Origin of the sequence: Kamptonema sp. UHCC 0994 (genome assembly GCF_029167235.1) — a bacterium.
In the GTDB taxonomy this organism is placed as follows: Bacteria; Cyanobacteriota; Cyanobacteriia; order Cyanobacteriales; family Microcoleaceae; genus Kamptonema.
In genome coordinates this window covers 5,144-18,376 of record NZ_JARFTR010000080.1, presented here as the reverse complement: position 1 = coordinate 18,376, position 13,233 = coordinate 5,144, and the positions used below count along the sequence as shown (strand labels likewise).

Below are 13,233 nucleotides of genomic sequence, written 5' to 3'. Positions count from 1 at the left end.
TATGATTGGAAAAGCTGCACTATTAGAGGCGATCGCGGGTAAGAATCGTGGTTTGCTGGCTACGGAGACGGACAAACAAGCGATTTTGGCTGCGATCGCGCAACTGGAAGACTACAACCCCACGCCTCGCCCTGTGGAGGCTACTGAACTCTTAAATGGCGATTGGCGTTTGCTATATACTACCAGTAAGGGATTATTGGGATTTGATAAATTACCATTGATTAAATTGGGACAAATTTATCAATCTATTCGTGCTAATGAAGCTAAAGTTTATAATATTGCTGAGCTTTACGGTTTACCTTTTTTTGAAGGAATAGTTAGTGTAGCTGCTAGATTTGAGGTGGTTTCAGAAAAGCGGGTGCAGGTTAAGTTTGAACGCGCAATTGTGGGTTTACAGCGGTTGATTGGTTATGAATATCCGGGAGATTTAATTGATAAAATTGAGGCGGGAAAAAAGTTTGCTGCTGCTGATTTTAGGTTAGATAGTCGGGAACAACAGGGATGGTTAGATATTACTTATTTAGATAGTGATTTGCGAATTGGGCGGGGGAATGAAGGAAGTGTTTTTGTGTTGACTAAAGGCTAAAGTTATGTTGCGATCGCAAGTGTTATAATCGCCAGAAAAAGGAGAGCAATTTATGGTTGGGGCAATTGATAAGGTAAGATGAGTTACGATCGCTTTTTCGCTTATAAAAAGGGAGTAGGTGAAACCAAAAGGGTGATATTATAAATGCCAACAACATAAACAATTTCGCCCGGTTCTAGGGTAATTTCTTGTTCGCATCGTGCGGGCCACCAGGTAGCTTGGAAATAGACTCGACCGCTGCGGCGGGGGTAAATTGGTTCATCAACGATCGCTTCTTCGTTGAAATTATAGTTAATGCCCTTTTGGCTAGAGTTAGAGTTAAACATTGGTGAATGACTCCCGATTGCTTATATAAATCTATCTGGGGTGAGGGGCTGTTTTTATGCAGATTGAGGAGTGCGATTTCTAAGGCTGGCACGCCTACGCATTTCTTAACGCACTACTTTAGAATCATCTAGGGTGGGCGCTGTCAGAATCTAGACACTGAACATGAGAAATATTGTTCGCTGGAAGCGCCCACCCTACTAATGTCTATTGCGGACAGTAAGCTTTACCGTCTGATGAATCGCATACTGTACAACTCTTGGTTTTCGTTTGTTCTTGAGCAATTTTAGTTAGAAATACTGGCATTCCCAATGTAGATTTGGTCGCTGCGATTAGCATCAACAGCAATACAATTGAAATAGCAAGTTTCATGCTTTTTTCCCTGATTAATTCAATAATAGAAAAGCCAGTTAGCGCTAACTTTTTTCTCAGTTAATGGCTTATATCTTTCCAGGTAATTGTGAAGCGATAAAGTTGAAATAATAGGTAATATATGCAACAAGAAACATCTGGGATTCCTAGAATAAAGAAGAAAAAGTCAGGTTTAGTCAGGTGGCTTGACAAAAAAGTATGGAAAAGTCAGGATTGCTCCCAAACTCTAGTCTCGAATTAACCATTGATATATGATATGTAAGTAGTGAAACTGGGAAGGACAATGAATTCAGAATCACAATTTACCTGGGATGAAGCTTTAAAAGTTGCCGATGCAGCCATATATGAAAAAACTGGCAGTCACCTGAGTGATATCGAGGTTAAAGTGCTGAGGGGTGCTTGGGATGGCGACAGTTACGAGCAAATTGCCGAAAAATTTGGTTATTCTGTAAACTATATCAGGGCTGATATTGGTAGTAAATTATGGGAAAAACTTTCTAAAGCGTTACCAGAAGAAGTAACGAAAAAGAAATTTCAAGAAGCATTAAAAAGAGAATCAGAAAGGCGAAAGCACCGCCCTAACTCACCGCCTCCCTTAGAAGAACCGCTAGAATATCCCGATGGTCAAGTTCCTCTAAATTCGCGCTTTTATGTTGAGCGTCAACCCATTGAATCTGACTGTTACAAAGAGATTTTAAAGGCAGGTTCTCTAATTCGGATTAAAGCCCCGAATCAAATGGGGAAAACATCTTTAATGGTAAGAATTTTAGCTCATGCTGAGACTTATGGATATCGCACAGTGCGATTAAACTTGCAGCAAGCAGAAGCCACAGTTTTTACTAATTTAGATAAACTTTTGCGGTGGCTTTGTGCCAATATTAGTCGGCAATTAGGACTACAACCAATGCTTGATGATTATTGGGATGAAGAGATTGGTAGTAAAATTAGTTGCACTACATATTTTCAGGCTCATTTGTTAGAAAAAATAGATAGTCCCTTAGTTGTAGCTTTCGATGAAGTCGATCGCGTTTTTCATTATCCCGATATTGCCGGGGATTTTCTGCCACTACTGCGAGAATTCCACGAAGAAGCTAATAATCTCGAAATATGGCGGCGGTTGCGATTAGTTGTTACCCACTCGACAGAAGTTTATATCCCCTTAAATATCAATCGTTCGCCTTTTAATGTAGGATTACCCATTAAGTTACCAGAGTTTACAGAAAAGCAAGTACAGGAGTTAGCAAATCTTCACAAACTCGATCTAAAAAGCGAGGAAGTTAAACAATTAATGGCGATAGTTGGGGGACATCCTTTTTTAGTAAGACTGGCTTTTTATCACTTACAACGTGAGGATATAAATTTAGAAAATTTGCTGTCTGAAGCTGCTACTCAAGCCGGAATTTATAGCGATCATTTGCGACGACACTTAGGATATTTTCAAAAGCAGCCGGAATTGATAGCGGCGATGAAAAGAGTTGTAGAATCAGACAAAAGCGTACAGTTAGAGTCAAGGCAAGCCTATAAATTAGAGAGTATGGGTCTGGTGAAATTGAAGGGAGATGAGGTAATTTCAAGTTGTGAATTGTATCGTCGATATTTTTGCGATCGCTTGTAATTCCCCCTTTTACTCGGCGATTGAAATCGCTTCTACACAAACGAAGTCCGCCTACGCGGACTAAGAAATAAGAGGCATATTTAAGCCAAGTTTGGTATAAAGATGTAAGGAGATAATTATGAACACAGTACAAAAAGTAGAATATGAATATAAAGTTGGTGGGAGTTTGCCACCGGATGCTCCCAGTTATGTAACTCGGCGTGCTGATTTTGAACTATTAGAAGCGCTGAAAGCAGGTGAATTTTGCTATGTTTTGAACTCGCGGCAAATGGGCAAATCTTCCCTCCGAGTGAGAACTATGCAACGCCTGAAAGCCGACAATTTTGCTTGTGCAGCCCTCGATATGACAAAAATTGGTAGTAAAGAAGTTACAGCAAATCAGTGGTATAAAGGGATTATTTCTGAGTTAATCAGAGGGTTGGATTTATTAGGAAAAGTTAATTTAAAAGCTTGGCGAAGCGATCAAAATGGGTTATCGCCAGTTCAGCAATTAAGTCGGTTTATTGAAGATGTCTTACTTGTCAAAGTTCCCGGTGAAAAAATTATTATATTTGTGGATGAAATTGATAGCGTTCTCAGTTTGAATTTCTGTCTTGATGATTTTTTTGCTTTAATTCGGTGGTGCTATAATCAGCGAGTAGATAATCCTGAATATCATCGCCTCGCATTTTGTTTATTGGGAGTAGCAACGCCATCAGATTTAATTGCTGATAAAAGGCGCACGCCGTTTAATATTGGTCAAGCAATTGAGGTGAAAGGGTTTAAGTTAGAGGAAGCTAAATTATCATTAACTCAGGGATTGGCGGCCAAGGTAGAATATCCTGAAATTGTTTTAGAAGAGTTATTAGATTGGACGGGAGGGCAACCATTTCTTACTCAAAAGTTGTGTAAGTTGGTTGTCGATAAGGCAGAAAGTAGAGTGCCGCATATTGAGGGTTTAGTTACACAATATATTATTGACAATTGGGAATCCCAGGATGAACCGGAGCATTTGAGGACAATTCGCGATCGCATTCTCAATAGTAAAGAACTCACCAGTCGGTTATTGGGTTTATATCAGCAAATTTTGCAGCGGGGAGGAGTGGATGCTAGTTATTGTGCTGAACAAATGGAGTTGCAGTTATCGGGATTAGTGGTTAAACAGCAGGGTAAGTTAAGAGTTTATAATTTAATTTATCAATCTGTTTTTAATGGGAGTTGGGTAGAGAAGGCATTAGCTAATTTACGTCCCTATAGTGAGGCAATATCCGCTTGGTTAGCCTCTAGTTGTCAGGATGAATCGCGGTTGTTGCGAGGGGAGGCTTTGCAGGATGCACTGGTTTGGGGAACAGGTAAAAGTTTGAGTGACCATGATTATCAGTTTTTGGCAGCTAGTCAGGCGTTGGATAAGCGAGAAATTCAAAAAGCATTAGATTTAAAAGAAGAAGAAAGTCGGATACTAGCTAAAGCTAATGAAGAAGCAAATAGAAAAATTAAAAGAGCAAATATCAGCATAGGATTTGGATCTGCTGTACTATTTATTATGTTAATTGTTGCCGCGATCGCAGGCACACAGACGTGGCAACAAATCAAGAAAGCTAAGCAAGCTGAGCAAGAGGTGGCTGATGTTAACCAAAAGGCAGTTGAGGCGCAGAAACAAGTCAAAATGGCGGAACAAGCCAGAAATTTTGCTGAGGCTCAATTAAGAGAAGCAGAGGCAAAGTCAAAAGTAACTCAGCAGGAAATTCAAAAGGCTAATGAGGAGCTAGGTACTGTTAAACGGGAACTAGAAAAAGTTATAGAAGATGCAGAGCCGAAGCGTCAGGAAGCGATGCAAAAAGTGAGTATAGCAGAGGAAAAAATAGTTAATCTTCAACAAGAAGCTGTCAAAGCAGAGGAGAGCAGTGAGGAAGCGGCTCAAAGACAGAAAACAGCAGAAGAACGAGCATTTGCAGCCCAACAACAGGTCGCTAAGGCAGAGCAAAAAACTCAGGAAGTAACTCAGAAACAGAAGGAAGCCGAACAACAAATAGCAAAAGCTAGGCAAGAAGCTACTATTGCCAAGAAAGAACTAGAAAACATAAATTTGGAATTAAACGCAGGTGAGATTGAACTCAAGGCTAAAGAATTTACTGTTTTAATTGGTGGGGAGGATGGTCGCGGTTCAGGGGTAATTATTGGTCGTAAAGGTGACACCTATCTTGTCCTTACAGCCTATGATGTCGTGTCTAAACCTGGAGGATATCAAATCCAGACACCCGATCGAAAACGCTATCCTATTGTCTCTGGTCATCTAATAAAAGAGGTGAACTTAGCAGTTGTGCAGTTTACTAGCACTCAAGAATATCGAGTTGCTGAATTAGGTAATTCTGATGAATTGAAGGAGGGTACAAGAATTTATTATGCTGGATATTCTAGCCCCGGATTAGTGGTGCCACAAAGCGTCTATTATTTTTTCATCGCCCGTATTACTGAGCGTTGGCAAATGCAAAATAACGGTTATGAACTAGCTTTTAATGGGGTCGGGATACCAGGAATATCTGGTGCACCTATGATAGATGCCAATGGTAGGGTTATAGGAATTTCCGGGAAAGCTAATATCAATGAAAATATCAACCAAATGGTAGGGATTTACGGCGTTGCGATTCAGGCATTTGAGAGATTACGAGCAGAACAGATATCTACTGCAACACCTGTAACATTACTTCCAGTTCCTGCATCTGCTCCACCATCAAATATCAGCCGTAGGACATTTTTCTGCGGAATGAGCCAGGGAAGACCAGCAACCATTGTTCGTACTCCGAGGGGGCCAATGACACTTATTGTCTGGACTAACGAGGACTATACTGCATCGGGTTGGACTCCTGAGCGTCGCTGTAAGGAAATTTCCGCTAGATTTGAAAGACTTAATAGTTCTGGTCAATTAAAATATCTTAAAGCAGGAACTATTAGTGGTCAACCTATTATATGCGGTGCGATTTCTAGGAATATTTCTTGTTCTCGTGATACTGTGTTATTCACTCTGCCTTCTGGTACTGACGCTAACGCTGTCCTAGACAGACTATTAAATACAAGAGCTGGTGCCGAGTCAACACCAATATATTTATGAAGGGATGATAGCTACTGTTCTGATGATGGTAAGATTGTCCGCCATGAGTGAAATTGAAAGCGCGATCGCTTCCTCATCCTTGTTATGTTATTATTTCTATGTTTAAGTCTATCTCTGCTGACGCTACAGGTTTTTACTAAATGGAGTAATGGAAGTCCAACCGAGAGAAATTCAAACTTATGAAACCAACGAAGGGAGAATTCCTTTTGAAGAGTGGCTTGATTCTTTGCGCGATCGCGAAGGGAAAGCTAAAATAAAAGGTAGACTTCAGCGAATAGCTCTAGCTAACTTAGGAGACTGTAAATTAGTAGGAGAGAACGTTGTTGAATTAAGAATCGACTACGGCCCCGGCTACCGGGTTTATTTTGGAGAAATAGGCTCAACAGTCGTACTCCTCCTCTGTGGTGGTGATAAAAGTACCCAAGATCGAGATATTCGCAAAGCTAAAGAATACTGGATAGAATTCAGGAGTAGAGACAATGCCTAAAACTCGCAGCTACCATGACTATCTAATTCAATCTCTCCAAGAAATTGAAGAATCTGCTGCTTATATTCAAGCCATTTTAGAAGAAAAAGAACCTGAACCTGAACTTTTACTAATGGTACTCAAAGATGTAGTTAAAGCTCAAGGTGAAACTTCTAAAATGATTCAAGAAGATCGACAAAATTGGGAGCAACTTCAGCAATTGCTGAAAGCATCAGGGGGAGAGGAGATTTACCGCTTTATTGCTTTATTGAAGGCTTTAAAATTAAGGACAGAGATTACAGTTATTGAGGGCAAAACAGCCGCTTCAATTATGTCAGTCAAGTAGCTTGTAGTAGGGTGCGTCAGTTAGCAATGGTTTCGTCTCGGACACCGATATTTCATTCCTGCTTATACTGCTAATATTATACCCAATGCTCAGGCGATCGCACCCTCCCCAAAAAAGCACAATCGCCCTCTCAACCCCAACCCAAAAAACTATGATTCCTTTAGCTTATTAATGCGATCGCGAATATTCTCCTCCATTTCTTTCAGCAACTCAGGAGTATCGGGAAACGGATACCTTACAGCATCTTTATTGTCCGCCTTCAAGCGGTCAACAAGTGTATAGAAAGCCTCATTATCATCCCTGTGAGCGAGGTAATAAGCTCGTAACTCAGCCTTGCTCATCGTCTCAAAATCAGGTTTGATTAATATACCTCCATAAACCATTACGGGCAACTTGGATTTGCAGTTCTTCCCCTGCAAAAATAAAAATCGTGCCATCGCCTCATACAAAATCTGGCTTTATTCCCTCTTTTTATTTTAGTCCGCGTAGGCGGACTTTGTTTGTATAGCCGCGATTTCTAATCGCCCGGAAAATTCAAGTTTTCAAACCAAAATTGGCATCATTTACCAAGCACGATCGCCTACAATTTAATAAACACCAAACAGAAAAATAACAATGTTTAGACTATCCCAAGGACAACTCAACTTACTAACAACCTGTCCCCGCAAATTTCAACACACCTACATCGAACAACTAGCAACCCCCTACTCCCCAGAACAACAAGAAAAACTCGCTTGGGGTAGTAAATTTCACCTGTTAATGCAGCAGCGAGAACTCGGATTACCAATCGAATCCCTGATTGAAGAAGACGCAGAAATGCACAATTGCCTCACCGCCTTCATCAACACTACACCCGAACTTTTCACTCCCCTAGAAAACAGCGATTCTAGTTTCCGCCAAGCCGAACATCCTCGTACACTCATCTTCCAAAACTACTTATTTACTGTAATTTATGACCTTTTTATAGCTGAACCAACACAAGCTAAAATCTTCGACTGGAAAACCTATCCTCGCCCTCAAAACCATAAATTATTAGCACAAAATTGGCAAACTCGCCTTTATTTATATGTTTTAGCAGAGACCAGCAACTATCTACCAAAACAAATTTCGATGACCTATTGGTTCGTACAATTGGCAGGTGAAAATAATCCTCAAAGTCTTAACTTCTCTTACAGCAAAATAAAGCATGAACAAACTAGAAAAGATTTAACTATAATCTTAAACCAACTAACAAAATGGTTGAATTTATATCACGAAGAAGGCGAACCATTTCCGCAAGTAGAAATTACATCTAAAAATTGCGATCTTTGTCAGTTCATCACTCGTTGCGATCGCACTCAAGAAACCGAAGAAAATTATTTAAATAATATCATTGCCGACATTGCCAATAATAACATATATAGCAACCGCCAGGGCGATTAGGGCAAGTACAACTGTTACCTTTAGTCTTGAATCCTTTACAGAGTAACCTCTTCCCTCTTCCCTCTTCCCTAGCCCCTAGCAAGAGAGTGCCTAGCCCAGGGCGGTTTCATTCTCGGGTGCGATCGCTAAAAATAAAAGCGATCGCGCTATCTGATAGGATTTTTAGCGATCGCTATTCTATAATAGATTGGATGCTTTGCACTGTCAAAAAGAGACAACTACGTTAATTACCGAGTCTAAAAATGATTATGTTATCGCTCTTAAATGCAATCAAAAAAAATTGTTTGAACAGGTTGTGAAAATCACAGAAAATCAACCACCTAAAAGTAATTTTTAAGGAAGATATATGGCCTCGACATAACTACATAGCAGTCACTAATTTATCACTCCTAACCACCGTCGCTCTTAATCTTTACCGATTTTTAGGCTTTTCATCATTAACTTGCGGTCAAAGATGGCTAAACTACAAGCTAGAAAAGCTGATAATTTTACTCAATTAAAAAGGTAGATTAGCTCAATTATTCAATAATAATTACCCAGCTAAACTTCTCCAACCCATGTACAGCAACAAATTCGCTTTATTCAACTATAAATTTTATTGATAGTTGAATTTTTAGTGTTCGCGGATGACTTTAATATTTTCATTCAGAATTTTAGCTCTGCTAAAATTCGAGAATGAAACAGCCCTGGGTTGAAACCCCTGTCTCATAGAGAAAGTCCTCTGAAGAGGACTAAAAAGTTTTTGATCTTCAGTCGGTTTTAACCGACTTTCGCTATTAGACGGGGGTTTTAACCCCCGGCGGGTTAAGTATGAGGTGGGAAAATTATTATCAACGGGGACGGAATCTGCGGGAAATTTTGAAAATTAAGAAGGGAATAAGTGGGACTAATCCGATGCCGATACTTAACCAAAAAGCTACATTTGGGGAAAATAAATTATTTGACTTCACCTGAGTTGAAATAATACTGGAGGCGACACCGCTGGTAGCTAGTCCCACACTGGCAATAAAGATTGTAGTATTTAAGGCGCGATCGCTCTTGGTCTGCTCTATTTCAATTATACCCTCAATTGTCTTAATAGCATTTTCTAATAACCTTAGTCCAGAACTCAAGCTGGCACGATCGGCTTCAATCTGAGGTAGATATTTTTCGTTAGCAAAATCGCTGAAGCTTTCCAAAAAGTCTAACGGTTGAGTTGAGTTAGGATTGGGTTCTAATTTAGCAATGGTTTTAAGTCGTATTTGATAATTAGTAAGATTAGATTTAATTGTGTTCTGTTGCTCTTCTAAACGGCTTATATAGTTAGCATAAGTTGATAGAATTGTCAAGGTGTCAACTAAGTTTTGCTGTAATTCTTTTAAGTCAATCTTAGGGGCATTTACCTGTTCTGGTAGTTTACTCACAATTTTTTGAATTAATTGTGATGCTTGTTTCATATCAGATTTGAGGTGACGGCTTTGATGATAAGCCCAAATGACTTTATTACGGAATCTAAATAATTGAAGCAACTGCGGGTAAAGCTTTGTCATACTTTGTCCAGCAACTGCTATCGACTCCCCTTGATTGTAATCGAATAAGCAAATTAAGACGTGATGATTTTGGTTAACAGTGCCTCTATCGGAAGGCATTAGCCAAAGTTCATAAAAATTTGCTCCTAAAAATTTACCTTGGGCTTTTAAGTCTTTATCCCATTTAGAAGCAGGAACTAATTTTAATTCTTTGTAGCAGTTTTTAGCGGTTTCCGTTGCGTCTTGATCGTCAGCAGCTAGTTTACCCCAAATTAGCCAACTTTGACCGATAGTACCTGGTTGATTGTTAACCTGTTTGTTAATAGTTTCCTGAATAGTTGCTAAGAAATTAACAGGTTTTGGGCTATATTTCTCGGTAGTTGGTTCTTCATTTCCCGAACAGTCTACTTGTAAGCTGTAGGTATCTCCTAGTTTTAGAGGATAGTAGTAGCCATCTAGGGGAGAAACAAAATTTTCAACTTTTTTATCGCCTAGTAGTTCGATGTAATCAGAAGTTTCTTCTTCAGCTTTTTTGAGGTTTTCTAGTAGCTGTTCCGTTTTTGCACCATAGACTTTTTGCCAAAACTGCTTGCGGCTTTGGTTAATTTTATCTTCCTGTTGTCCTAACCCTTCGGCTAGATCGTAGAGGAACAGATCGATAGTGGGATAGATTAGCCGATTAGGGTCACTCATGGCTAGGCAATTTGAATTAAGGCAAACATAGCATCTTTAGCTGATTGTACAGGATCGGAGGTATTGAAAATCTCTGAGCCAAGTGTAACTAGATTTTTATGATCTAGTCTTTCCTCAATTTTAGCGAGAATTTCTGGTAAACTTTTCAAGTCTTGGATATCGCTGGAAGCGTTATCAATTTCAGTGTTGTTTGTGTTATCCTTTTCTGAGCTAGAACTTGGTAAAAAATCCTTCCCTTTATTGCGCGTGCTACTGTGTTGTACTAACCACTTATGAGCTGCTTCGTAAGAGCTTAGCAGAGGCGCGTGTTTCTCTGCAATACTTTCGATTTTGTCTGTATTAAGAGTTTTTCCAAGGCTATTTAATTCATTTTGCACATCGGCGGGTAAGGGTTTTTCTTGCTGAGTTAATGCAGCAATAAAGGCTTTGAGGATATCGGCTTCTGTGTCTTTCATAGTCCGGTGAGGGTAAAGGCAGCCCAGTAGTAAGGATGCTGATAAGGTTGATTTAATTCTATTGTAGCGATCGCGTCTTTGCTACTGCTGAAAAACCGCCGCAGGGTGGCCCTGGGGTTTTTGTCAATTTCGGCTTGATACCAGGCGGCTAAATCTTCGCGGGTGGCATCTCGCAGCCATTTTTGCGCGATCGCTAAGGCTGTGGCTTCGCGGTGGCCGGCTTGGAGTTGTTGGTAAAAGTAAACGATTAATAAGGCGCTGGCTGCTGACTCTACCGGCCAGAGGGTACTGAGGACGTACTTAGCTTTGGCCCCCATAAAGGCGCTGACGAGGCCGACGTATTCAGTGATGATGGTTTGGTTGCCTGTGACAGCGGTTTCGCAGGCGGAAAGGCATACCAGTTCGTAGTTGCTGAGGTCAATGCCGATAATTTCTTGGACGGTGAGGCGATCGCTTCCGCTTAAAAATAAGGCTGATTTTTTGGGATCGAAAAATTCATAGCTGCCGTGTCCGGTGAAGTGCAAAATATTGTGCGGTTGTTGCAGTTCAGTTATTACGCGATCGCGAGTTGCTTCGTTTTCTCCGATGCGGTTGGAGTTGGCAAACATTTGGCAAATCATTTCTGATTCTATATCGGCCGCTGGCAGAGAGGGAAATCTTTTTTCGCGATCGCCATCTTTAAAGGTACTGTGGGGATTTTCTAAACTTAGGACGGTTTTAGCAATGGGTTGGGGTGAAGCATTGGGGTTAAAGTTTATGGGTGAAGTCTGAGGTTTATTGTCTAAATTGTTGGCTTTTAGTAGGTTAATACCGATTTTAGCACTAGGCAAATAGCTGATGATGAACTCATCACCAAATAAAGCATGAATGGGAAACCGATGCAAGTCCCGATGGGGAATTAAAATTAAGTTCTTAATCCCCCTTACTTCCTCTTCTATGGCCGCAATATTGAGAATATTGCCCAACTTTTTGAGGGTTTCTTCCAAGTTATCGCGCCAAGTTTGCGCCCCGCCTTCCTGTTTCTCTCCTTTGCCTTTGCCATATTCTTGATTCCACTTTTTCACCCATTTTTCAAATTCATCTAGGCGAGTTAAAGACGCTGTTTCTGACTCAATAACGATAGGTGTAGATTCCCCATATTTAATGATAAAGGTGTGGAGGGCGTAAGGGCTGAGATGCCAGTAAACGGCGGCTGTTGCGGGATTTAAAAGTTGCTGAATTGCGGGATATTTGGGTGAGTTATCATTGCTGAATAGCCAATATAAGCAGGTATTTTTCCCCTCTTCTGCGGTTTCTAGGGCTTCTATCAATTTCCCGGATTGCACTAAAATATCTACTGTTAATTGATCGAAACTGGCTAATTTGAGTTTGATTTTTAGTTTTTGTTGCTGAGTTGGATGTTTGGTTTTAGCAAGCAAGTAGCGCGACAAATCTTTGTTGTCTCGCTGTAATTGTGTAGCTTGAGCGGTTTGATGTAAACTTAGCAAGGATTTGAAGTAGTCTTGCAAAACCTCTAAACGTTCTTCGGGGAAGTCCTCTTTCGTCAGGGTTTTGAGGGCGCGATCGTAACTGATTATGGCTTCTCTGCATAAATTGGCAAAACGGCGCTTGTCGCTTAGTGCTTTGAAGTAGTGAGCTTTGCCGATCGCATGATGTAATAATCCCCATCCTTGTAGATTTTTGTCTTCCAGAACGTACTGCAATCCTACTTGCAAGCTGGCTAATTCTCCTTGATAACCTCGCTGGTTTAGGGTGGGATTTTGTGAGGTGATGGCAGTGGGAGAAAAGGGATATAAGTATGAGTTTATGCTTCCTACTACAATACCTCGACTAATCCAAGCTTCGTGGTCGTCAGGTTTGATTTCAATAGCTTTGTCGTAAGAGGCGATCGCTTCTTCAAATCGCCCTAAATTATACAGCGCATTACCCCGGTTATACCAAGCTTCGTGGAAGTCAGGTTTGATTTCAATAGCTTTGTCATAAGAGGCGATCGCTTCTTCAATTTGCCCTAAGTTAAACAGCGCAATACCCCGGTTATACCAAGCTTCGTACTTGTCAGGTTTGATTTCAATCGCTTTGTCGTAAGAGGCGATCACATCTTCAATTCGCCCTAAGTTATACAGCGCATTACCCCGGTTATACCAAGCTTCGTGGTCGTCAGGTTTGATTTCAATCGCTTTGTCGTAAGAGGCGATCGCTTCTTCAATTCGCCCTAAGTCATCCAGCGCCAAACCCCGGTTATACCAAGCTTCGTACTTGTCAGGTTTGATTTCAATCGCTTTGTCGTAAGAGGCGATCACATCTTCAATTCGCCCTAAGTTATACAGCGCATTACCCCGGTTATACCAAGCTTCGTGG

At 40.6% G+C, this 13,233-nt stretch carries 12 protein-coding genes; 6 read left to right on the top strand and 6 right to left on the bottom strand.

What is annotated here, in order from left to right:
- The first annotated feature begins 1 nt into the window (after position 1).
- Positions 2-586, top strand: coding sequence for a PAP/fibrillin family protein (locus tag PY364_RS08105; RefSeq protein WP_275521731.1), 585 nt, complete (start codon positions 2-4; stop codon positions 584-586).
- Between the two features lie 101 nt (positions 587-687).
- Here the strand turns inward: PY364_RS08105 and PY364_RS08100 are convergent, their stop codons facing one another.
- On the bottom strand, positions 688-912 hold the full coding sequence (locus tag PY364_RS08100; RefSeq protein ID WP_275521730.1) for an NfeD family protein: 225 nt from the start codon (positions 910-912) through the stop codon (positions 688-690).
- A 205-nt stretch (positions 913-1,117) separates the two neighbouring features.
- Positions 1,118-1,282 (bottom strand): hypothetical protein, encoded by a 165-nt coding sequence (locus PY364_RS08095; RefSeq protein WP_275521729.1) that lies wholly within the window; start codon positions 1,280-1,282, stop codon positions 1,118-1,120.
- Between the two features lie 283 nt (positions 1,283-1,565).
- Between PY364_RS08095 and PY364_RS08090 the strand changes: the two genes are divergently transcribed.
- The 4 genes from PY364_RS08090 to PY364_RS08075 all read left to right on the top strand — a co-directional run bounded on the left by PY364_RS08090 (position 1,566) and on the right by PY364_RS08075 (position 6,797).
- Positions 1,566-2,897, top strand: a complete 1,332-nt coding sequence (locus tag PY364_RS08090; protein WP_275521728.1) for an AAA-like domain-containing protein — start codon at positions 1,566-1,568, stop codon at positions 2,895-2,897.
- Positions 2,898-3,015: 118 nt separating this feature from the next.
- Positions 3,016-5,985 carry a COP23 domain-containing protein gene (locus PY364_RS08085; RefSeq protein WP_275521727.1) on the top strand — a complete coding sequence of 990 codons (2,970 nt, stop codon included), beginning with the start codon at positions 3,016-3,018 and terminating at the stop codon, positions 5,983-5,985.
- 148 nt (positions 5,986-6,133) lie between these two features.
- Positions 6,134-6,472 (top strand): type II toxin-antitoxin system RelE/ParE family toxin, encoded by a 339-nt coding sequence (locus PY364_RS08080; protein ID WP_275521726.1) that lies wholly within the window; start codon positions 6,134-6,136, stop codon positions 6,470-6,472.
- The gene (locus PY364_RS08075) at positions 6,465-6,797 is read left to right on the top strand and encodes a transcriptional regulator (protein ID WP_275521725.1); all 333 of its coding nucleotides are present in this window, start codon (positions 6,465-6,467) and stop codon (positions 6,795-6,797) included. Before PY364_RS08080 ends, PY364_RS08075 begins: the two co-directional genes overlap by 8 nt.
- A 149-nt stretch (positions 6,798-6,946) precedes the next feature.
- Here PY364_RS08075 and PY364_RS08070 read toward each other — a convergent pair whose 3' ends face one another.
- Complete coding sequence (locus tag PY364_RS08070) at positions 6,947-7,234, bottom strand: hypothetical protein (protein WP_275521724.1); 288 nt, start codon at positions 7,232-7,234, stop codon at positions 6,947-6,949.
- Between the two features lie 178 nt (positions 7,235-7,412).
- Between PY364_RS08070 and PY364_RS08065 the strand changes: the two genes are divergently transcribed.
- Positions 7,413-8,219: a PD-(D/E)XK nuclease family protein gene (locus PY364_RS08065; RefSeq protein ID WP_275521723.1), complete on the top strand. Its 807-nt coding sequence runs from the start codon at positions 7,413-7,415 to the stop codon at positions 8,217-8,219.
- Between the two features lie 830 nt (positions 8,220-9,049).
- On the opposite strand, the gene PY364_RS08060 is transcribed toward PY364_RS08065, so the two are convergent.
- From PY364_RS08060 to PY364_RS08050, 3 genes are all read right to left on the bottom strand, one after another.
- Positions 9,050-10,420 carry a hypothetical protein gene (locus PY364_RS08060; RefSeq protein ID WP_275521722.1) on the bottom strand — a complete coding sequence of 457 codons (1,371 nt, stop codon included), beginning with the start codon at positions 10,418-10,420 and terminating at the stop codon, positions 9,050-9,052.
- A gap of 2 nt (positions 10,421-10,422) precedes the next feature.
- Positions 10,423-10,875 carry a hypothetical protein gene (locus PY364_RS08055; RefSeq protein ID WP_275521721.1) on the bottom strand — a complete coding sequence of 151 codons (453 nt, stop codon included), beginning with the start codon at positions 10,873-10,875 and terminating at the stop codon, positions 10,423-10,425.
- On the bottom strand, positions 10,872-13,233 hold a 2,362-nt coding region (locus PY364_RS08050; RefSeq protein WP_275521720.1), incomplete at its 5' end, for a tetratricopeptide repeat protein. The genes PY364_RS08050 and PY364_RS08055, both read right to left, overlap by 4 nt.

Coding starts and splice junctions, on each gene's coding strand:
- PY364_RS08105 (WP_275521731.1), top strand. CDS start 2: ATGATTGGAAAAGCTGCACTATTAGAGGCGATCGCGGGTAAGAATCGT.
- PY364_RS08100 (WP_275521730.1), bottom strand. CDS start 912: ATGTTTAACTCTAACTCTAGCCAAAAGGGCATTAACTATAATTTCAAC.
- PY364_RS08095 (WP_275521729.1), bottom strand. CDS start 1,282: ATGAAACTTGCTATTTCAATTGTATTGCTGTTGATGCTAATCGCAGCG.
- PY364_RS08090 (WP_275521728.1), top strand. CDS start 1,566: ATGAATTCAGAATCACAATTTACCTGGGATGAAGCTTTAAAAGTTGCC.
- PY364_RS08085 (WP_275521727.1), top strand. CDS start 3,016: ATGAACACAGTACAAAAAGTAGAATATGAATATAAAGTTGGTGGGAGT.
- PY364_RS08080 (WP_275521726.1), top strand. CDS start 6,134: ATGGAAGTCCAACCGAGAGAAATTCAAACTTATGAAACCAACGAAGGG.
- PY364_RS08075 (WP_275521725.1), top strand. CDS start 6,465: ATGCCTAAAACTCGCAGCTACCATGACTATCTAATTCAATCTCTCCAA.
- PY364_RS08070 (WP_275521724.1), bottom strand. CDS start 7,234: ATGGCACGATTTTTATTTTTGCAGGGGAAGAACTGCAAATCCAAGTTG.
- PY364_RS08065 (WP_275521723.1), top strand. CDS start 7,413: ATGTTTAGACTATCCCAAGGACAACTCAACTTACTAACAACCTGTCCC.
- PY364_RS08060 (WP_275521722.1), bottom strand. CDS start 10,420: ATGAGTGACCCTAATCGGCTAATCTATCCCACTATCGATCTGTTCCTC.
- PY364_RS08055 (WP_275521721.1), bottom strand. CDS start 10,875: ATGAAAGACACAGAAGCCGATATCCTCAAAGCCTTTATTGCTGCATTA.